This is a genomic window from Bacteroides sp. AM41-16 (genome assembly GCF_003603495.1).
GTDB classification, from domain to species: Bacteria; Bacteroidota; Bacteroidia; order Bacteroidales; family Bacteroidaceae; genus Bacteroides; species Bacteroides uniformis.
Map to the genome: position 1 here is coordinate 1 of NZ_QTNE01000035.1, position 20,852 is coordinate 20,852.

The 20,852-nt window shown below is 47.3% G+C and carries 19 protein-coding genes; 12 read left to right on the forward strand and 7 right to left on the reverse strand.

Annotated elements, in window-relative coordinates; translation table 11 throughout:
- Window positions 1–262: hypothetical protein (locus DW896_RS21605; RefSeq protein WP_207817463.1), on the forward strand; the 262-nt coding region annotated here is incomplete at its 5' end.
- Window positions 220–1,401, forward strand: a complete 1,182-nt coding sequence (gene uxuA / locus DW896_RS20850; RefSeq protein WP_119993749.1) for a mannonate dehydratase — start codon at window positions 220–222, stop codon at window positions 1,399–1,401. The genes DW896_RS21605 and uxuA, both read left to right, overlap by 43 nt.
- Before the next feature lie 114 nt (window positions 1,402–1,515).
- Here uxuA and DW896_RS20855 read toward each other — a convergent pair whose 3' ends face one another.
- Window positions 1,516–4,836: a beta-galactosidase gene (locus tag DW896_RS20855; protein ID WP_008664115.1), complete on the reverse strand. Its 3,321-nt coding sequence runs from the start codon at window positions 4,834–4,836 to the stop codon at window positions 1,516–1,518.
- Between the two features lie 147 nt (window positions 4,837–4,983).
- Complete coding sequence (locus DW896_RS20860; protein ID WP_117887776.1) at window positions 4,984–6,753, reverse strand: gamma-glutamyl-gamma-aminobutyrate hydrolase family protein; 1,770 nt, start codon at window positions 6,751–6,753, stop codon at window positions 4,984–4,986.
- 250 nt (window positions 6,754–7,003) lie between these two features.
- Here DW896_RS20860 and DW896_RS20865 point away from each other — a divergent pair, with 250 nt between their 5' ends.
- From DW896_RS20865 to DW896_RS20875, 3 genes are all read left to right on the forward strand, one after another.
- Window positions 7,004–9,160, forward strand: coding sequence for a translation factor GTPase family protein (locus tag DW896_RS20865; RefSeq protein WP_008664112.1), 2,157 nt, complete (start codon window positions 7,004–7,006; stop codon window positions 9,158–9,160).
- A 300-nt stretch (window positions 9,161–9,460) separates the two neighbouring features.
- Entirely contained in the window at window positions 9,461–11,005 is a 1,545-nt protein-coding gene (locus tag DW896_RS20870; protein ID WP_005830174.1) for a sensor histidine kinase KdpD, read from the forward strand.
- Window positions 11,006–11,010: 5 nt separating this feature from the next.
- A complete protein-coding gene (locus DW896_RS20875) occupies window positions 11,011–11,712 on the forward strand; it encodes a response regulator transcription factor (protein ID WP_005830176.1) in 702 nt (233 codons plus the stop codon).
- Between the two features lie 89 nt (window positions 11,713–11,801).
- Here the strand turns inward: DW896_RS20875 and DW896_RS21570 are convergent, their stop codons facing one another.
- On the reverse strand, window positions 11,802–11,978 hold the full coding sequence (locus DW896_RS21570; RefSeq protein WP_005830181.1) for a hypothetical protein: 177 nt from the start codon (window positions 11,976–11,978) through the stop codon (window positions 11,802–11,804).
- 200 nt (window positions 11,979–12,178) lie between these two features.
- Entirely contained in the window at window positions 12,179–12,625 is a 447-nt protein-coding gene (locus DW896_RS20880; RefSeq protein WP_005830183.1) for a MarR family winged helix-turn-helix transcriptional regulator, read from the reverse strand.
- Window positions 12,626–12,784: 159 nt separating this feature from the next.
- Here DW896_RS20880 and rpsF point away from each other — a divergent pair, with 159 nt between their 5' ends.
- The 3 genes from rpsF to rplI are packed head-to-tail and all read left to right on the forward strand — an operon-like array spanning window position 12,785 to window position 13,869.
- Window positions 12,785–13,129, forward strand: a complete 345-nt coding sequence (rpsF, locus tag DW896_RS20885; RefSeq protein WP_005657357.1) for a 30S ribosomal protein S6 — start codon at window positions 12,785–12,787, stop codon at window positions 13,127–13,129.
- Window positions 13,130–13,131: 2 nt separating this feature from the next.
- On the forward strand, window positions 13,132–13,404 hold the full coding sequence (gene rpsR, locus DW896_RS20890) for a 30S ribosomal protein S18 (protein WP_004288442.1): 273 nt from the start codon (window positions 13,132–13,134) through the stop codon (window positions 13,402–13,404).
- Between the two features lie 15 nt (window positions 13,405–13,419).
- A complete protein-coding gene (gene rplI / locus DW896_RS20895; RefSeq protein WP_005830185.1) occupies window positions 13,420–13,869 on the forward strand; it encodes a 50S ribosomal protein L9 in 450 nt (149 codons plus the stop codon).
- Between the two features lie 264 nt (window positions 13,870–14,133).
- Here rplI and DW896_RS20905 read toward each other — a convergent pair whose 3' ends face one another.
- The 3 genes from DW896_RS20905 to DW896_RS20915 form a co-directional block, all read right to left on the reverse strand.
- A complete protein-coding gene (locus tag DW896_RS20905) occupies window positions 14,134–14,379 on the reverse strand; it encodes an RNA-binding protein (RefSeq protein WP_005830186.1) in 246 nt (81 codons plus the stop codon).
- Window positions 14,380–14,712: 333 nt separating this feature from the next.
- Window positions 14,713–14,925 (reverse strand): hypothetical protein, encoded by a 213-nt coding sequence (locus DW896_RS20910; protein WP_005833237.1) that lies wholly within the window; start codon window positions 14,923–14,925, stop codon window positions 14,713–14,715.
- Window positions 14,926–15,082: 157 nt separating this feature from the next.
- Complete coding sequence (locus DW896_RS20915; protein WP_008664099.1) at window positions 15,083–16,756, reverse strand: long-chain fatty acid--CoA ligase; 1,674 nt, start codon at window positions 16,754–16,756, stop codon at window positions 15,083–15,085.
- An 85-nt stretch (window positions 16,757–16,841) separates the two neighbouring features.
- Between DW896_RS20915 and mtaB the strand changes: the two genes are divergently transcribed.
- From mtaB to DW896_RS20935, 4 genes are read left to right on the forward strand one after another with little or no spacing between them, the layout of a single operon-like run.
- Window positions 16,842–18,158 (forward strand): tRNA (N(6)-L-threonylcarbamoyladenosine(37)-C(2))-methylthiotransferase MtaB, encoded by a 1,317-nt coding sequence (gene mtaB, locus DW896_RS20920; RefSeq protein WP_005833232.1) that lies wholly within the window; start codon window positions 16,842–16,844, stop codon window positions 18,156–18,158.
- A 54-nt stretch (window positions 18,159–18,212) separates the two neighbouring features.
- A complete protein-coding gene (locus DW896_RS20925) occupies window positions 18,213–19,112 on the forward strand; it encodes a lysophospholipid acyltransferase family protein (RefSeq protein ID WP_005833230.1) in 900 nt (299 codons plus the stop codon).
- Complete coding sequence (locus DW896_RS20930; protein ID WP_119993751.1) at window positions 19,105–20,121, forward strand: glycosyltransferase family 2 protein; 1,017 nt, start codon at window positions 19,105–19,107, stop codon at window positions 20,119–20,121. Before DW896_RS20925 ends, DW896_RS20930 begins: the two co-directional genes overlap by 8 nt.
- Window positions 20,122–20,168: 47 nt before the next feature.
- The gene (locus DW896_RS20935) at window positions 20,169–20,687 is read left to right on the forward strand and encodes a methylglyoxal synthase (protein ID WP_005833226.1); all 519 of its coding nucleotides are present in this window, start codon (window positions 20,169–20,171) and stop codon (window positions 20,685–20,687) included.
- The last annotated feature ends 165 nt before the right edge of the window (window positions 20,688–20,852 follow it).

Below are 20,852 nucleotides of genomic sequence, written 5' to 3' on the forward strand. Positions count from 1 at the left end.
CACATACAGCTCGTCGGTTCCGCACCAGCCGCAACGTCCGTTTATAAAGTCTTGCATAAGCGTAATTAATATATGTAATGAAGTGCTAAGATATTGTTTTCATTGCGAACAAACAAATCTATCCATTCAGAATGGACAGTTCTCATATTCTTTCTTACTTTTGCAAAAAGGTAACGGGTGGTTTGAACGCCTGAAAAACAAGAAAATTAATAATAAAGAATGGAAAAGACTTGGAGATGGTTTGGCAAGAAAGACAAGATAACCCTTGCCATGTTGCAACAGATAGGAGTGGAAGGCGTTGTCACTGCCTTGCATGAAGTTCCCAACGGTGAAATATGGACGTTGGAAGCCATTGAAGATTTGAGGGATTATATTGAATCCTTCGGATTGCGCTGGTCTGTAGTAGAAAGTCTGCCGGTGTGCGAGGCTGTCAAATATGCGGGGAGTGAGCGTGACCGATTGATAGAGAACTACAAGATAAGCCTTGCCAATTTCGGCAAGGCAGGCATCCGGACGGTATGTTACAACTTCATGCCGGTGATTGACTGGATTCGCACGGACTTACAACATCCCTGGGAAGACGGGACATCTTCTCTTTATTTCGACAGAATCCGTTTTGCCTACTTCGACCTGAAGATATTGGAACGGGAGAATGCGGAAGCCGATTATTCTCCGGAAGAGCTGGACAAGGTGGCAGAACTGGATAAGGTGATTACGGAGTCTGAAAAGGCAGAGCTGGTAGATACGATTATCGTAAAGACACAAGGATTCGTAAATGGCAACATCAAGGAAGGTGACAAGGAGCCGGTAACCCTGTTCAAACGTTTGCTGGCGCTATACAAAGGGATAGACCGGGAGGCTCTGCGCGAGAATATGCGTTATTTCTTGTCTGCCATCATGCCGGTATGCGAGGAATATGGGGTGAATATGTGTGTACACCCCGATGACCCTCCTTTTCAGGTATTGGGGTTGCCGCGCATTGTGACAGACGAGGCAGATATTGCCTGGATACTGAGTGCAGTGGACAATCCCCATAATGGCCTGACTTTTTGCGCTGGTTCATTGAGTGCGGGTGAACAGAATGATACCCGTGAACTGGCAAGGAAGTTTGCCAGGCGTACCCACTTTGTGCATTTGCGCAGTACGAAGGCAATACCGGGTGGAAACTTTATCGAAAGTTCCCATCTGGAGGGAAGGGGACACCTCATTGATTTGATTCGTATCTTTGAGAAAGAAAATCCGGGATTGCCGATGCGTGTGGACCACGGTCGCATGATGTTGGGCGACGAGGATAAAGGGTACAATGCAGGTTATTCTTTTCATGGCCGTATGCTGGCATTGGCTCAAGTGGAGGGAATGCTGGCTGTGGTAGACGATGAATTGTACGGAAAATCTGTTTGATTGATTTTAAGTTAGGCATGGATTACGCGAAAAATCATGGATATTCTTCATTTATTATCCATGATTTTTCATGTAATCCGTGTCTAAAGAATCTATTAGTGTTGTAAATCCGGCTTAATAGTTGAAAGCCTTGGATTTTACGTAAACCTTGAAGTCTTTGATTCCACCCGGTACCTCGCTTTCCATTCTGGGTAGATATTGTATGCCGGTCAGGGTGCGGGTACTACCCAAGTCAATCACGACAGAATGCGGGTATGGAGTGTCTTTTGTTGTGCTCCAATAGGTTGATTCCTGGAGGTCGAAGATTTTGTCCGCAGAACAGTTGACGTGGGATACGTCTTCGCTGTCGGCATAATTGACAATCCAGGGTTCGCGTGACAGACGTTCCCCATTCTCATCCAGCAGATACATTTCGGCAATGCAAGCCAGGTCTTTTCCATCTTGTGCACTCAAGGCTTCCAGGCAGACATAACGTCCGGTGACGGGTTGGTCGAATTTGCGTTCCTGCCAACCGTTGCCGGGATTGAAGCTGCCGGAGAGGACGGGCTGCTCACCGGACAAGTCGAGATTTTCACCCTCATTGCGGTGCGTCAGCGGTTTGGTGACGAGCAACTGGTCCAGTAATGGCTCGCTCAGTCCTTCGGACTTAACTTCTTTGGGACCGATGATGTCGAAGACAATCACTTCATTCTCACCTTTCTTCAACCAGCATCCCGGGATGTAGAGGGTCTGTTGCGGGCCGATTTCCCAAATGCGTCCCATGGCGTGCCCGTTGACGTAGACAAGTCCCTTGCCCCAAGTCTCGAAGTTTAGGAATGTGTCGCTGGGCTTGTTCACCTTAAAGGTGGCACGGTAGCAACCCGGAATGCGTTGTCCTAACTCATCTTTCAGTGAGCCGATGGGCTGGAACTTCATGTTCTTATAGAAATCGTATGTATCTTCGAGATTATAGACTTCCCAATCCTTCAGGTTGCAGGTGAAAGGACGGCCGTCGATGTCTACGGTAAGTTCTACGCTTTGGGTGATACCCTTGAAGTCCTTGATGGCACGTCCAAAGTTGATGCGGCCCATGGCTTCTACCAGAATGTCGAGGCGTGCACCTTTGGGGCAGGCGGGGAATTCCAGTTGCTTTTCACCGTTGCGGCGGTCCAGTTTGCCGATGTATTTGCCATCCAGGAAAACTTGGGCATAATCGTGCGCATCGTTCACAGTGAGCAGGGACGGGGTTTTCATCTCGGGCAGTGTGGTGCGGTAGAGAATACTTCCGAATCCCTGGTTATATTCCTCCATGGTACGGATATTGCGGTCTTTCTTGGCAGCAGGAAGATTGTCGAACAAAGGAGCCATCTCTGTAAATTGGAAAGACGGAATACGGATGGGCTTGATTAAAGCGGGAACTTTAGCCTGCTTCTCGCCGTTCATGTATTTGGACAATGCTTTTCGCAATTCCCAGTATTTGGGAGTGGTCTGTCCCGATTCGCTGATGGGGGCGTCGTAGTCGTAAGAGGTTACGTCAGGGGCGAATCCGGGTGAGTTGGCTCCTGCCCAGTGTCCCCAGTTGGTCCCTCCGTGGGTCATGTAGAGGCTGAAGGAGATGCCTTTGGACAACATCTCGTCAATGCCGGCAATCATGTCGGCAGCCGGACGGGTTTCGTGGTTGGCTCCCCACTTGTCGAACCAGCCGCTCCAGAATTCGGAGCACATCAGCGGGCTATCAGGACGGAGTTTCTTCAGCGGTGCAAACTGTTGGTCGATGTTGGCTCCTGTACCGAAGTTCATGGTCCATACCAGGTCGTGGAGTCCGTTCTTGGTGAAGTTGGACGCCCAGTCGCATTGGAACAGTGCTACGCCGGGGTAGTTGGCGCGTACGATGTCGCGGATTTGCGATACGTAGCCTTTGTCTTCCCCGTAGGAGCCGTATTCGTTCTCTACTTGTACCATGATGATGGGACCTCCGTTCTGTATGGTCATACCGGCTACCTGCTCGGCAACGGCTTTTTCGAAGATACCTACACGCTCCATAAAGTAGGGGTCGGATTCGCGCAGGCGGATATCTTTTTTCTTGAGTAACCACCAGGGCAGTCCGCCCATTTCCCATTCGGCACAGACATACGGTCCCGGGCGCAGGATGACATACATGTCGTTCTGCTGGCATAGGCGGCAGAATTCCGCCAGGTCATTCTGTCCGGTGAAGTCGAACACTCCCGGCTGAGACTCGTGGGAGTTCCAGAATACATAAAGGCAGATGGTGTTCATGCCCAGTGCCTTGCATAGCTTGATGCGTTGGTCCCAATAGGCTTTGGGGATACGTGGATAGTGCAGCTCTGCGGCTTTGATGACAAACGGCTTGCCATTCAATAGGAATGTTCCTTTGCCGGCAGAGAAGTCGCCTTGTCCTTCCCATTGGGTACGCGGGTCCCAGCTGTCGCGCCAGGGTATCGCGATTGTGCCGTCCTTGCCGAATTCAAGCGGGAGCCATACGTAGCGTGAGTCCTCAAGGTTTTTCTTTTTCCAGCGGTCGAACATGGCAATGTAGGCATTTCCTTTTCCGTATACTTGCTGCACGTAAGTGCTTTGTGCATAGAAGGTCTTATCTGCATCAGGACCGGTACACGGATTGCCGATGGTAGTCCATTGCCCCATGATGGAGTCGGCCACAGCCAGTTCGGCAACATTGGGATCCCAGCCGGTACAACCGGAAGAGAGCATATAGTACTTGCCGTTATACTTGAATACGGCGGGTGCTTCGCGGCTTTGCTTCACGAAATTGCGTGTATAGCGACCAGTGGGCTTCAGGTAGTCATCCGTTAGTTCGCTTATATATAAGGTAGCGTTGTTTTCCGACGAGTAGAACTGATATGCCTTGCCGTTATCATCAACGAACACTGTTTGGTCGCGGCTCATCGCACCGTTGGGACGGAAGCTGCCTACATAGGTGAATGTCCCGGTAGGAGAATCGCTGACCGCTACGCCGGCACATGCCTTACTGTAGTCGGCGCTTTCCACATGCGCCCACATGACGAATTTCTTTGTCTTTTCGTTGTAAATCACTTTGGGACGTTCCAACACCTTGCTGGGGTGCAGGTCGTGTTTCTCGTCATCTTTCACGGCAGGAAGTACAATACCCTCGAACTTCCAGTTCAGCAGGTCTTTTGAAGAGTAGCAGCTGACACCGGTTACGTCGGTGCGGTAGCATTCCCACGTAGCCCATTCGGGCAGGATGGTTTCCCCTTTTTTGTATTCGCCATACCAATAGTAGGTCCCTTCGTGGTAAAGAAGGCCGCCGCCATGGGCGTTGATGGGATTGCCGTCGGTGTCTTTCCATACTTCCCCGGGTATGATTGCGGCATTTTTCGTTTGTGCTTTTGTTTTTGCAGATGGCAGGCAGCAAAGGCAGGCCAGCAATGCAAAACTCCAAATAATTTTCCTTTTCATTTAAGAATTCGGTATTAGATAATTAATAAATCGTTTATGTTTTGGGCAAAGATATGCGAAAGTTGAGAAATGGAGGGTATGTAAATGTGTCAAAAAGGAGAGATTATAGCTCTAATCTCTCCTTTTTGTGATGTTTTTCGGTCTTTTCTATTTGGTTTGTACTTGTTTCATCACCCGGAGGAAATTTCCACCCCATATCTTGGCGATGTCTGTTTCTGTAAATCCATGTTCCAGCAGACGGACGGTGATATTGATGAAATCATTGTCCCCATTGCATCCTTTGACCCCGCCTCCACCGTCGAAGTCCGAGCCAATGCCCACGTGGTCTATGCCTGCCACTTCAACCATGTGCAGCAGGTGTTTCATGAAGTCCGTAAGGTTGGTTTTCTTGGCATCCGGGTTCAGAAACTCGTCTACCAGGCAGGCTTGAGCCACACCGCCATGTGCGGCAAGGGCGCGTAGCTGTTCGTCGGTCAGATTGCGGTCGTGTCTGTAGATGGCGCTTGCAGAGGAGTGGGAGACTATGACCGGTGCTTTTGAATATTTCAGTACATCCCAGAAGGTGCTTTCGGCTGCATGGGAAAGGTCTATCATTATTCCCAGCCGGTTCATTTCTTTCACCACTTTTCTACCGTAAGGACTTAAGCCGTTCCAACGGGCAGTCGTGTCCGAAGAACTGTCGCAGATGTCATTGTTGCGGGTGTGGCAAAGGGTGATGTAGGTAACGCCTGCATCATGGAAACGGGTGATATTCTTCAAATCCTTGCTGATGCCGTATCCGTTTTCGATGCCAATATAAAAGGCTTTCTTTCCTTCGGTCTTGAGCCTGGACAAATCATCGGGCGTGCGGGCTATGGCACATTGCTCCCCGTTCATCTCCACTTGTCGGTAGATGTGGCGTATCAACTCATCCACTCGGTCAATGGCTTTCAGACTGTTCTCTTCATCGCACGGGCCTTGACGCACCCAGCATGCCAGGTATTGTCCATCCAATTTTCCTTCTCGCATCTTGGGCAGGCAAACCTGCGTTTTTTCGCGCGTACCTATATTATAGGAAACGTCAAAATCAAGTGGGGTGTCTGTATGCGTGTCGAGGGAGAGGATGCGGCGATGAATCTCTTTGGCATGCCGGTAGGTAGCTGCCTTTTGAACCAGAAAATAGAAGAATCTGGCAGAGATGCTGTCGCCTGCCGTAGCCAGAGCTTCGGGATGGAATTGCACACCCCATATCGGATATTCGTGAGAAGACTCTATAGCTTCGGGAATACTGTCTGACGACCAACCCGTTACGCTGAATCCCGGGGCAACTTGCTTGACCGCCTGGTGATGGTGAGTATTGGTGAAAAGTTGTGTCTGTCCGGTTATGGATGCCATGGCAGAACCGGGAGTGAGGTGGACGGTATGAGTTGGTATACTGCTCGGTTCCTGCTGCTGGTGGCAGACAGTGGTGTCGGGATGCTGGGTAGGGATATCCTGATAAAGGGTTCCGCCGAAAGCTACATTGATTAACTGTTCTCCCCGGCAGATGCCAAACATCGGAATGTTACGCCGGGTAGCCAGGCGGATGAGTGCCATGTCGTATACATCACGCAGGGAGTCCACCTCTCCCAGCTGTTCGATGGGCGATTCATTGAAATAGGAAGGGTGGATGTCTCCTCCTCCTATCAGAATGATACCGTCCAGCCGGTTGGCAATGTCTGTCAAGACAAGGCTATCGGTAGTGATGGAAATCAGTATAGGTGTTCCACCTGCCTGGATTACAGACTCGGTATACGTCATCTGTGTGGATGAGCTTCGGCCCGGATGTGAGCAGGAAATGCCGATGAGAGGGGCTTTCCTGGTTGTTTTTTGGTTGGACTGTCCCATTGCCAAATATGGACATAGAACGAGCAGTGTTGTTAACAGTAGTTTGTTCATGGTTTTCGGGGGGGATTCTTTTTCCTGCAAAGTTATAAGAAATATTTAAGCCGTCCAAGAAGTTGGATGACTTGTGAATTCGGGCAGTTTATTGGCAGAAGAACATTATATTCTTTGTTGGTGGAGGAAGTGTGTTATATAACATGCTTCCCGATGTTGCTTTTCTTTGAATTAATGCCTAATTTGCGCCTCACAAAAAGTTAACGGCATCATCGTATGTCAGGTTATTCACTTAAAATCTTAATATATCATGAAAGTATATCAGACGAATGAAATTAAGAACATTGCCCTCCTTGGCAATGACGGCTCGGGTAAAACCACTCTCACGGAAGCGCTGCTCTTTGAGAGTGGTATTATAAAACGTCGCGGCAGGATTACTGCCAAGAATACAGTCAGCGATTACTTCCCGGTGGAGCAGGAATACGGCTATTCTGTGTTTTCCACCGTTTTCCATGTGGAGTGGAACGGCAAGAAACTGAATATCATTGACTGCCCGGGTAGTGATGACTTTGTAGGGGCTGCCATGACGGCGCTCAACGTTACAGATACTGCCATTCTGCTGCTGAACGGGCAATACGGTCCCGAGGTAGGTACGCAGAACCATTTCCGCTACACCGAGAAACTGGGCAAACCGGTTATTTTCCTGGTAAACCAGCTTGATAATGAAAAGTGCGATTATGATATGGTGCTTGAGCAGTTGCAAACCATATACGGTCCGAAGGTGGTGCCCGTGCAATATCCGCTGGCTACCGGACCGAACTTCAATTCGTTGATCGATGTACTTTTGATGAAAAAATATTCGTGGGGACCCGAAGGTGGCGCTCCCATTATTGAAGAGATTCCGGCCGAAGAAATGGAAAAGGCTACAGAACTGCACAAGGCTTTGGTAGAAGCTGCAGCCGAACATGACGAAGGCCTGATGGAAAAATTCTTTGAGCAGGACTCTTTGACAGAAGACGAAATGCGCGAAGGTATCCGCAAGGGACTGGCTTCACGAGGTATGTTCCCGGTATTCTGCGTCTGTGCCGGCAAGGATATGGGTGTACGCCGTCTGATGGAGTTCCTGGGTAATGTGGTGCCGTTTGTGGACGAAATGCCACCGGTGCACAATACACGCGGTGAGGTGGTGAAGCCGGATTCTAACGGACCGACTTCCTTGTATTTCTTCAAGACTGCCGTTGAGCCGCATATCGGTGATGTTCAATACTTCAAGGTTATGAGTGGTAAAGTGCACGAAGGTGATGATTTTACCAATGCAGACCGCGGTTCCAAGGAACGCATCGCGCAGATTTATGCTTGTGCCGGTGCCAACCGTATCAAGGTAGAGGAAATGGTAGCCGGTGACATCGGCTGTACAGTGAAACTGAAGGATGTACATACCGGCAATACATTGAACGGTAAGGGCTCTGAAAACCGTTTCAACTTCATTAAATATCCGAACTCCAAATACTCACGTGCTATCAAGCCGTTGAACGAGTCGGATACAGAAAAGATGATGGTTGCTTTGAACCGTATGCGAGAGGAAGACCCGACATGGGTGATAGACCAGTCTAAAGAATTGCGTCAGACTATTGTACACGGACAAGGTGAATTCCATTTGCGTACCTTGAAGTGGCGTCTGGAAAACAATGAAAAACTGCAAATCAAGTTTGAAGAACCGAGAATACCGTATCGCGAAACGATTACCAAAGCTGCCCGTGCGGATTATCGCCATAAGAAGCAGTCGGGTGGTGCAGGCCAGTTCGGTGAAGTTCATCTGATTGTTGAGCCTTACTACGAAGGCATGCCGTTGCCCGAAACCTATAAATTCAATGGTCAGGAGTTCAAGATGAACGTCAAGGGTACCGAAGAAGTTCCATTGGAATGGGGTGGCAAGCTGGTATTCGTCAATAGTATTGTGGGTGGTTCCATTGATGCACGTTTCATGCCGGCCATCTTGAAGGGTATCATGTCACGTATGGAGCAGGGACCGTTGACTGGTTCGTATGCTCGCGATGTACGTGTCATCGTATATGACGGAAAAATGCATCCGGTTGACTCCAATGAAATCTCCTTTATGCTGGCGGGACGGAATGCGTTCAGCGAAGCGTTCAAGAATGCAGGCCCGAAGATTCTAGAACCCATTTATGACGTGGAAGTATTTGTTCCGTCGGACAAGATGGGTGATGTGATGGGGGACTTGCAGGGACGCCGTGCCATGATTATGGGTATGAGCAGCGAGGCCAGTTACGAAAAACTGAGTGCTAAGGTGCCTTTGAAGGAAATGTCATCCTACTCTACGGCACTTAGCTCACTGACTGGTGGACGTGCTTCGTTCATCATGAAGTTTGCCAGCTATGAACTCGTTCCGAGTGATGTGCAGGATAAACTGATTAAGGAATTTGAGGCAAAGCAAGCTGAAGAATGATTTTCAGGGGTTGGTAGTTTGGCTGTTGTAACTACCGGCTGCTAATATAACAATTGTTAAAGCCGTTGTTACTTCATGGCAAGTAATAACGGCTTTTTTCATTAACGTAGATTAAGAACATGCAGAATTGTGAATTGAATGATTAATTTTTTATTAAATTTGCAAACCAAAGGCTTGTGTTTTTGTTATAATGCTCATAATACAACCTAAAAAATGGTCTTCGGTTAATTTACGAGAACGTCCGGTTAAATCAGGTTAATTGGTTAGGAGTGTTAATTAGGGAGTGTTAATTTTGTGACTATGAAAAAGTCAACTATATGGATATTAGGTGTTGTTATGGGGCTTTCCTTCCTTAGTTTGCTGTATCTGCAGATAAGCTATATTGAGGAAATGGTGAAGATGCGTAACGGACAATTTGATGAATCGGTGAAGCGTGCGTTGATGGCTGCTTCGAAAGAGGCAGAGTCCGCAGAGGTTGTGCGTTGGCTGAATGAGGATATCTCCGAGGCAGAAAAGAAGGCGTGGGAACAATCGCAAAGCAGTAGCGGAGTGATGCGTACCCAGCGGTTTGTGATGACAGCTCCGGATGGCAGTGTCCGTTCTTCGGTGGAATTGAAAACTTTCAGTAACGAGCCTTCTGAATTGCCAAGAGCAATGATTTCACGCAAACACGGAGCAAAAACCATTCCTCAGACTTCACGCTCGCAGATAGAGATGCTTAAAAACCGCTATCTTTACCAGCGTGCATTGGTAGACGAGGTGGTGTTGCAGATGGTATACAATGCCAGCGACAAGCCGATTGAGGAGCGTGTTAATTTCAAAAGTCTGGACCAGTATCTAAAAGCAGGTCTGATAGAGAATGGTCTCGGTGATATGGATTATCACTTCAAGGTGATAGACCGGGAAGGTCGGGAGGTATACCGTTGTGCGGATTATAGCGATGCAGGGAGTGAAAGCTCTTATTCGCAGCCATTGTTTTTGAATGACCCACCAGCCCGTATGAGTATCGTCAAGATACATTTTCCGGGAAAGAAGGATTATATCTTCGATTCGGTCAGGTTTATGATACCGTCGATGATATTTACTTTTGTACTGCTGGTGACGTTCATCTTTACGATTTACATCGTATTCCGCCAGAAGAAGCTGACGGAGATGAAGAATGATTTCATCAACAATATGACGCACGAGTTCAAGACGCCGATATCGACGATTTCTCTGGCGGCACAGATGTTGAAAGACCCGGCTGTGGGCAAGTCTCCGACTATGTTCCAGCATATATCGGGTGTCATCAACGATGAAACGAAGCGCTTGAGGTTCCAGGTAGAAAAAGTGCTTCAGATGTCGATGTTTGACCGTCAGAAGGCTACTTTGAAGAATAAGGAACTGGATGCCAACGAGCTGATAGCGGGTGTTATCAACACGTTTACACTGAAAGTGGAGCGTTATAATGGAAAGATTGAATCGGAGCTTAAAGCTACCAACTCTGCCATTTTTGCCGATGAGATGCATATCACCAATGTGATTTTCAATCTCATGGATAATGCAGTGAAGTATAAACGTCCGGATGCGGATCTGCAACTGACGGTGAAGACTTGGAATGAGCCTGGCAAACTGATGATTTCCATCCAAGATAACGGCATCGGCATCAAGAAGGAGAATTTGAAAAAGATATTCGAGAAGTTCTATCGCGTGCATACAGGTAATCTGCACGATGTGAAAGGCTTCGGCTTGGGACTGGCTTATGTGAAGAAGATTATCATGGATCATAAGGGAACTATCCGGGCAGAAAGTGAACTGAACGTAGGAACTAAATTTATTATTGCATTACCTTTATTAAAAAATTGATTGATATGGACGAGAAACTGCGTATTTTATTGTGCGAAGATGATGAAAATCTTGGCATGCTTTTAAGAGAATATTTACAGGCAAAAGGTTACGCTGCCGAGTTATATCCCGATGGAGAAGCAGGATACAAGGCTTTCCTGAAGAATAAATATGACTTGTGTGTGTTTGATGTGATGATGCCGAAGAAAGACGGATTCACACTGGCACAAGAAGTGCGTGCGGCCAATGCCGAAATACCTATTATCTTCTTGACGGCAAAAACATTGAAGGAAGATATTCTGGAAGGTTTCAAGATTGGTGCCGATGACTACATCACCAAGCCCTTCAGTATGGAAGAGCTGACTTTCAGAATTGAAGCTATCCTGAGACGTGTTCGCGGAAAGAAGAACAAGGAGAGCAACATCTATAAGATTGGTAAGTTTACATTCGACACGCAGAAACAGATTCTGGCGACTGCCGAGAAGCAGACTAAACTGACCACCAAAGAATCCGAACTGCTGGGCTTGCTTTGTGCACATGCCAACGAAATTCTGCAGCGTGACTTTGCGTTGAAGACTATTTGGATTGATGACAACTATTTCAATGCACGTAGTATGGATGTATATATCACAAAGCTTCGTAAGCACCTGAAAGAAGATGATTCGATTGAAATCATCAACATTCACGGAAAAGGATATAAACTGATTACTCCGGAAGCTGAGTCTTGATGAGACTCGGCTCCTCTGGGGGAGAGAAAATAAAAAAGGCGGTCTGCATGTATATGCTAACCGCCTTCTTTATTTCTTTTCTTTTGATATTAGTCGACAATTCTCTTGTTGATGACAATGTAGGAAATCAATCCCACTACAACCAAAACGGCAGAACTGCCCAAGATGGCATTGTTGTTAACATTGCCGGTAAAAGAACATGCAACCAGGATTACAGCTCCTATTACGACTAATATCAATCCCAGATTTTTTAATAAGCCTTTCATGTGTGTGTATTTTAATTAGATTATTATATTCTTTCGTATTCTTGTCACAAAGAAAAGCATAATTCTTTAACAAGCGAAATTATTTTTGCAAAAAATCCATATTTTAATAAAGAATGGAAGATGAGGAATGAAAAATGACGCTTCATCCCCTTGTTTTCTCCTCCCTTAATCTCTAATCCTTAACCCCTAATCCCTATATCTTAGTCCTTCGTATTGAAGAAAATCTTCCTCAGTACCTCCTGGCTCACACTGAGCTCTTCAATGGTGATGCCTTTCAAGGCTTCTTTGAGGGTCTGGTTGGCAATGACGCGCGCGCGTTCTTCCAGCTCCTTGCCGTCCTTGGTCAGATGTATCAGATTGGTTCGGCGGTCTTTCTTGTCCGATATGCGCACGACGAGATGCTGACGCTCCATATTGTCTATCAAGCGCGTCATGCTGGGCTTGTCTTTGAAAGTTGCATTACACAACTCTTGTTGCGTCACCCCGTCCTTTTCCCATAAGAAGATGAGGACGGTCCACTGTTCCGGAGTAATCTCCAAACCGTTCTGGCGGAAGTTGCGGGACAGCTTTCGGTTAATGGCAGCCGACACTTTACCGTTCAGTATGGCAAAGATAAGGCGGATATCAAAGTTGAATTGCTCTATCATGAAATTATTGTTTAAACAACTTTGCAAAGATAGTGCAAGCCGAAGACAATTCCTATATCCCTACACAAAAAAACATTAAATGTTTGTAGTTCAAAATAAAATGTCTACCTTTGCACCGCATTTTTAAAACGAATAATTTATTTATTTAATTAAACGAGTATGAATCAATACGAAACCGTTTTCATTTTGACTCCCGTTTTGTCTGATGTTCAGATGAAGGAAGCGGTAGAAAAATTCAAAGGCATCCTTACTGCTGAAGGTGCTGAGATTGTAAATGAAGAAAACTGGGGACTGAAGAAGCTGGCATATCCTATCCAGAAGAAGTCAACCGGTTTCTATCAGCTGATTGAGTTCAATGCAGAACCTACTGTCATTGAGAAACTGGAAATAAACTTCCGTCGTGACGAGCGCGTTATCCGTTTCTTGACTTTCAAGCAAGACAAGTACGCTGCTGAATATGCTGCGAAGAGAAGAAGTGTTAAATCAACTAAAAAGGAGGATTAATCATGGCACAACAAGTTCAATCAGAAATCAGATATTTAACTCCGCCCTCAGTAGACGTTAAGAAGAAAAAATACTGCCGTTTCAAAAAGAGCGGTATTAAGTACATCGACTACAAAGATCCCGAATTCTTGAAGAAATTCTTGAATGAGCAAGGTAAAATCCTTCCGCGTCGTATTACCGGTACTTCTTTGAAGTTCCAACGTCGTGTAGCTCAAGCTGTGAAGAGAGCACGTCACTTGGCGTTGCTGCCCTATGTAACTGACATGATGAAATAATAGGAGGAGGAAAGTATGGAAATTATATTGAAAGAAGACATTGTAAACTTGGGTTATAAGAACGACATCGTAACAGTAAAGTCTGGTTACGGTCGTAACTACCTCATCCCGACTGGTAAAGCTGTCATCGCTTCACCGGCTGCAAAGAAAATGTTGGCTGAAGAGCTGAAACAACGTGCTCACAAGCTGGAGAAAATCAAAAAGGATGCTGAAGAACTGGCTGCTAAGCTGGAAGGCGTATCATTGAAGATTGCTACTAAGGTTAGCTCTACTGGTACTATCTTCGGTTCTGTTGGTAACATCCAGATTGCTGAAGAGTTGGCTAAATTGGGTCACAACATCGATCGTAAGATTATCGTTGTTAAGGACGCAGTGAAAGAAGTTGGTAACTACAAGGCTATCGTTAAGCTGCACAAGGAAGTTTCTGTAGAAATTCCTTTCGAAGTAGTTGCTGAAGAAGCATAAGAAAAGACTTCATAATGATAAGGAAGCCCGGTTCTGATAAAGGACCGGGCTTTTCTATGTTCGGAGCGTATGTGTGTGAGCTTATTGAGGGATACGTAAAGCTGCGGTTATAGAGGTTTACGAATCTGAAGTAGAGGTTTACGCGCGCGGTATAGAGGTTTGGCAAGAATACTCTTGTGTCTCTTTACGAGGTTACTAATGCAAAAAAAAGAGCATATCCACTCAGGGGTATGCTCTTTGCCTTATTGTCAGCCAATAATTCTTTTAGTTTCTTGGCAATGCTTCTTTCACTACCATTTGGCGGCCTACATATTCTGCTCCATTCAGTTTGTTGATTGCTTGTTGGGCTTCAGCAGCTTCGGGCATCTCTACGAAGGCAAAACCTTTTGATCTGTTTGTATTACGGTCCATAATCAGTTTTACTGATTCTACTGTTCCATACTCTTCCATTACTTGTCTCAAATCTGATTCCCTAACGTTGTAGCTAAGGTTTCCAATGTACATATTCATAAAATACAAAAATAAAAAATTAATAATTCAATAAAGGAGTCTTAGGAAGTTGTAGTCAGAAATGAAAATTCTCAATGTGGCTAATCGAGGAGAAACATAGTGAAACGTAGATCGTAATAAACCTCTTATTGTTTTGTTGATGCAAAGTAACGGCTTTTATTTGGTATATGCACTATACTTTATCATTTATCTGCCATATAATACCCTTTTTTGTGAAATAAGACCAAGACTTAACAATTGGAAGGGAACAGAAGGAGAGGATAAGACATAAAAAAAGTCTGGTGTGCTTGTATGCACGTCAGACTTTCAATTCTCTCGAGTGTTGTACTGAAATTATTCAGCTACAACAGCTGCGCTATCTACTGCTACAGTGTCAGCTGCTGCGGCTGCTGCTGCGGCTTCAGCTGCTGCTGCTTCTACAGCTGCGATTGAGTCAGCGATACGGATAGAATCTGCAGTTGCTTGTTCAGCGTTAGCTGCTTTGTTGCCACAAGATGCGAAAGATACTGCTACGATAGCTGCAGCCATCAAAACTAATTTTTTCATTTTCTTTACTTTTAAAACGTAATACAATCAATTGCTTTATTAAAACGTTGCAAAGGTATGTACTTTTTGAATATGTTGTTCTCGAAACCCCAACTTTTTTTATATTTTTTTTGGAGCTTCGGCTGTTTTTATCCCTATCTATATGTTTTACAACATATTAATCTTCGGCAATGCTGTTGTATAAGTATCTCTTGATACTTCTTTTGGGCGTTTTCTCAAATTCAGTCGGATAAAGTTGGATTTGGCTTACTTTTTCGTAGGCTGCCACGCTGTTATTCAGATTTTTGAGATTCTCATCCATGATGGTTTTAAGGTTATCCGGCTGGTTTAGTCCCAAGGAATCCAGGGCTTCATAGTCGGCATAAACCAGTGCTACCAGTCTTTTATTCCGTTCGATGACAAGACTTTCCAGGACGAAAGGCATGTTGTTGAGCCGTGCTTCTATCTCTTCGGGGAAGATATTCTGTCCACTGGAACTGAGAATCATGGTCTTGCTGCGTCCGCGTATGTATAGGTTGTTGTCGTCGTCCAGTGTACCCAAGTCGCCGGTGCGAAGCCATCCGTCTTCGGTGAAGACTTCTTTGGTGGCTTCGGGGTTTTTGTAATAACCCGTCATCACGTTCTCGCCACGTACTTGTATTTCGCCGAGTTTGTCGTCCGGGTTTTCCTTGCAGATACGGGCTTCCATGATGTCGAGTACCCGTCCGGAGGAAGTCGGGACGAATTCATTCCAGGGAGCATAGCTGATGAGAGGGGCACATTCGGTCATGCCGTAGCCGATGGTGAAGGGGAACTTGATGCGGTGGAAGAATTCTTCCACTTCCGGGTTCATGGCTGCGCCTCCTATGATGACTTCCTTGAAACGTCCGCCCAGTGCGTCAATCAGTTTCTTGCGGATTTGCCCGTATATCTGTCCGTCGAGCAAGGGAATGCTGAGCGCCCATTTCATGGTCTTTTTGTTGATGATGGGCTGTATGACATTCTTGTATATCTTTTCAATGACAAGGGGGACGGTGATAATCAGGTTGGGTTTCACTTCCTCGAAAGCTTTCATCAGAATCTTTGGGGAAGGCACTTTTCCCAACAGTGTGACGTGTGTGCCGACGGCCGTGGCGGTAAGGAAATCGAATGCGCAGCCGTATGCATGTGCCAAAGGCAGGAAAGAGAGCACTTTGTCCCCTTTCTTCAGCAGCTCGGTACGTATGCCGAAGGTGACGTTGCCGGCCAGGTTGTTTCCCGTCAGCATGACGCCCTTACTGAATCCGGTGGTGCCCGAGGTATAATTCAGCAGCATGACCTTGTCGTTGGAAAGGTCCGTGTAAACGATGTCTTCCTTGCGGAACCCGTTCGGGTAGGTCGCTTCCATTTCATCGCCCAGATGCTTGAGGAAACGCTGGATGGTTTCGCCGTCCCGCTGATACAGACAGCGGAAGTCGCTCAGTGAGAACACACCGCGAAGTCCAGTAAGTCGTTCTTCTTCCAGATGTTCCCAAATGGCATCGCTGGTGAAGAGGAACGTCGATTCGGAGTGGTTTACGATATGATGGACATCATTGGGGTTGAAGTCTTGCAGAATGGGGACTACGATACCACCGTAGGTGATGGTGGCCATATAGGCGATGCACCAGCGGGCATTGTTCTTGCCGATGACGGCTATCTTGTCGCCGCGGCGCAGTTGGCAGTACTTGAAAATAAGATGCAGTCTGGCTATTTCTTGTGCCACTTCGCCATAAGTATAGCTCTCGTTTTCTCCATAGTTGGTATAGCAGGGGAGGTCCCAATTCTCGCGGAAACTATGCTCGTATAGTTTGATAAAGTTCTCTTGTATCATTGCACAAATTTTAGTTGAGTGTGCAAAAGTAGGAAAAATAGATTAATAATGTATATATTTGCAGCATAAATGTGTTTATAAGCTCATGATAGATACCAATATATTTCAAGATAAGACGGCGGTTTACTATACGTTGGGGTGCAAACTGAACTTCTCGGAGACCTCTACTATCGGTAAAATTTTGCGGGAAGCGGGCGTACGTACGGCGCGCAAGGGTGAGAAAGCGGATATTTGTGTAGTGAATACCTGCTCGGTGACGGAAGTGGCGGACAAGAAGTGCCGCCAGGCCATCCACAAACTGGTGAAGCAACATCCGGGTGCATTTGTCGTGGTGACCGGTTGCTATGCCCAGCTGAAACCGGAGACGGTGGCAAAGATAGAAGGTGTGGACGTCGTGCTGGGAGCCGAGCAGAAGAAGGACCTGCTCCACTACCTGGGCAATCTGCAGAAGCACGAGACCGGCGAGGCCTACACTTCCGCTTTGAAGGATATACGTTCGTTTGCCCCGTCTTGTTCGCGTGGCGACCGGACACGCTTCTTCCTGAAAGTGCAGGACGGCTGCGATTATTATTGTTCCTATTGCACCATTCCCTTTGCCCGCGGACGTAGCCGTAACGGCAGCATTGCTTCTATGGTGGAGCAGGCCAGCCAGGCGGCTGCCGAAGGTGGAAAGGAAATTGTATTGACCGGCGTCAATATCGGAGACTTCGGCAAGTCTACCGGTGAGACTTTCTTCGACTTGGTGAAGGCGCTGGACGAGGTGGAAGGCATTGAGCGTTACCGCATATCCTCCATCGAGCCGAATCTGCTGACAGATGAAATCATAGAATACGTGTCCCGTTCCCGGCGTTTCATGCCTCATTTCCATATACCGCTGCAGTCGGGCAGTGACGAGGTGCTGAAGCTGATGCGACGCCGTTACGATACCGCCTTGTTTGCCTCGAAGATAAAGAAGATAAAGGAAGTGATGCCCGATTCCTTTATAGGGGTAGACGTGATTGTGGGTACCCGTGGAGAGACGGAGGAGTATTTCGGGCAGGCTTATGAGTTTATCAAGAGCCTGGACGTGACGCAGCTCCATGTCTTCAGCTATTCGGAGCGTCCCGGCACGCAAGCCTTGAAGATAGACCACGTGGTGGCACCCGAAGAAAAGCACCGCAGGAGCCAGCAATTGCTGGAGCTTTCGGACGAAAAGACCCGTGCTTTTTATGCGCGCCATATCGGGCAGACGATGCCGGTGTTGCTGGAACGTCCCAAACCCGGACTGCCGATGCACGGCTTCACTCCCAATTATATCCGTGTGGAAGTCCCTCATGATGCTGCCTTGGACAACCAGCTCGTGTCTGTGCGCCTGGGCGATTTCAATGCCGACGGCACCGCACTCTTGGGAGCAATGGAATGAGGAATGCCGCCTTTGCAACAAATAACTCATAACTTATAACTCATAACTGACGAAGTGAAATCAAAAATTGTCTATTGGCTGACTTATGCGGGCATGTGGCTTGTGGCACTTCTGCCTTTCCGGGCGCTTTATGCATTGTCTGACGGGCTGTACTTCCTGATGCGCCACGTCGTGCATTATCGGAAGAAAGTCGTTCGCCGCAACCTTCGCAATTCCTTTCCGGAGAAGTCGGAAACCGAATTGATGGAGATAGAGCGCAAGTTCTACCATTATATCTGCGACTATATGCTGGAAGAGGTGAAGATGCTGCGCATGTCTTTCGAGGAGCTCTGCCGCCGGATGAAGTATGATAATAAGGAAGAATACCTTGCCATGATAGAGAAGCATGGAGGCATTGTACTGTTGATTCCCCATTATGCCAATTTTGAGTGGATTATAGGCATGGGGGCCATCATGCATCCGGGCGACATCCCGGTGCAGGTGTACAAACCGCTAAGCAATAAGTATCTGGACGAGATGTTTAAGCATATCCGTGCCCGGTTCGGAGGATACAATGTGGCGAAACATTCCACGGCACGCGAAGTGATAAAGCTTCGCCGTGAAGGCAGGCGGATAGCCATCGGCCTGATTACAGACCAGTCGCCCAACCGCAGCGAGGCCCATTATTGGACCACTTTCTTGAATCAGGACACCGTGTTCATGGATGGCGCCGAGCGCATTGCCAAGCTGATGGACTTCCCCGTCTTTTATTGTGAATTGGAACGGACATCCAGGGGATATTGCAAAGTGCTCTTCGATTTGGTTACCGAAACTCCCAAGCAGACGGCGGATGGCGAGATAACCGAGTGCTTCGCCCGTCGTCTGGAGCAGACCATCCGGCGCGAACCGGCTTATTGGTTCTGGTCTCATAAACGCTGGAAAAATAAACGAAAAGAATCTGTGCAACATGGATAAGATTGCTGTTGTCATATTGAATTGGAACGGATGTGATATGCTCCGTTCCTTCCTTCCCTCTGTTGTGCGTTTTTCGGAGGCGGATGGTGCTGTGGTGTATGTGGCGGACAATGGCTCTACGGATGCTTCTGTGGCAATGCTCCGTCGCGAGTTTCCTTCTGTGCACTTGATTCTGCTGGAAGAGAACCACGGTTTTGCCGACGGATACAATCTAGCATTGAAGCAAGTGGAGGCAGAATATGTAGTGCTGCTCAATTCCGATGTAGAGGTCACCGAGCACTGGCTTGTCCCGTTGGCAGAGTATATGGATGCCTATCCGGAGACGGCCGCTTGCCAGCCGAAGATACGCAGTTGGCGTAACAAGGGGCAGTTTGAGTATGCCGGAGCTGCGGGAGGTTTCATCGACCGCTATGGCTATCCCTTCTGCCGCGGCCGTATTATGGGCGTGGTAGAAGAGGACAAGGGGCAATACGACACGGTGATACCCATTTTCTGGGCTACGGGGGCGGCTCTGTTCATCCGTCTGGCAGACTACCGGGAAGCGGGTGGGCTGGACGGACGTTTTTTTGCCCACATGGAGGAGATAGATTTATGTTGGCGGCTTCGTGCCCGTGGCAGACAGTTGGCATGTATACCGCAGAGTGTGGTATTTCATGTGGGAGGGGCCACTTTGAAGAAGGAGAATCCGCGCAAGACCTTCCTCAATTTTCGTAATAACCTTGTCATGCTTTATAAGAATCTGCCGCAGGAGGACTTGGCGTCCGTGATGCGTGTACGTGCGGTGCTCGATTATGTGGCTGCGTTCAGTTTCATGCTGAAAGACCAGTTACCCAATGCTTTGGCCGTATTCCGTGCGCGCCGTGCCTACCACTCCCTCCGCACTTCATTAGCAGCGTCCCGCAAAGAGAATCTGAAAAAAACTACGCTTGCCGTAATACCGGAACGGACAAAAAACAGTATATTGGCGCAGTTTTATCTGCATGGAAAGAAATTCTTTTCCCAATTGTAGGAACTGTTGCCTTTTATAATTGTTCAATCTATTAAAGGTTTTGAATTATGGAAAAACTAGTTAGAAAAATCGGATTAGTGGCACACGACGCCATGAAGAAAGACCTCATCGAGTGGGTACTGTGGAACTCGGAATTGCTGATGGGGCATAAATTCTATTGTACGGGCACCACGGGTACCCTTATCCTCGAAGCCCTCCGGGAGAAACATCCTGATGTGGAGTGGGATTTCACTATCCTTAAATCCGGTCCTTTGGGCGGTGACCAGCAGATGGGCTCGCGCATTGTGGACGGAGAGATTGACTATCTTTTCTTTTTCACCGACCCGATGACCCTTCAGCCGCACGATACGGATGTGAAGGCGTTGACCCGCCTTGCCGGTGTGGAGAACATCGTGTTCTGCTGCAACCGCAGTACGGCAGACCATATCATTTCCAGCCCGTTGTTTGTCGACCCGACGTATGAACGCACTGTTCCCGATTACAGCAACTACACCAAGCGGTTTGCAAATAAGCCGGTGGTGGCCGAAGCGGTGGAATCGGCAAAGAAGCGGAAACGGAAGAAGTAGGCATTTTATTGTGCTTTATAACCTTCACCTTTACAAAGAAGTAGTTGATTGACAGTGCTTTCTGGTGAAAGATGTTTGAACGAAAAACAGATAAGGTGAATGATGCTGAAGCTGATAAAGGCAGTATCCATAATTTTGTGTAAATAGAAACGGGATTCAGTTATA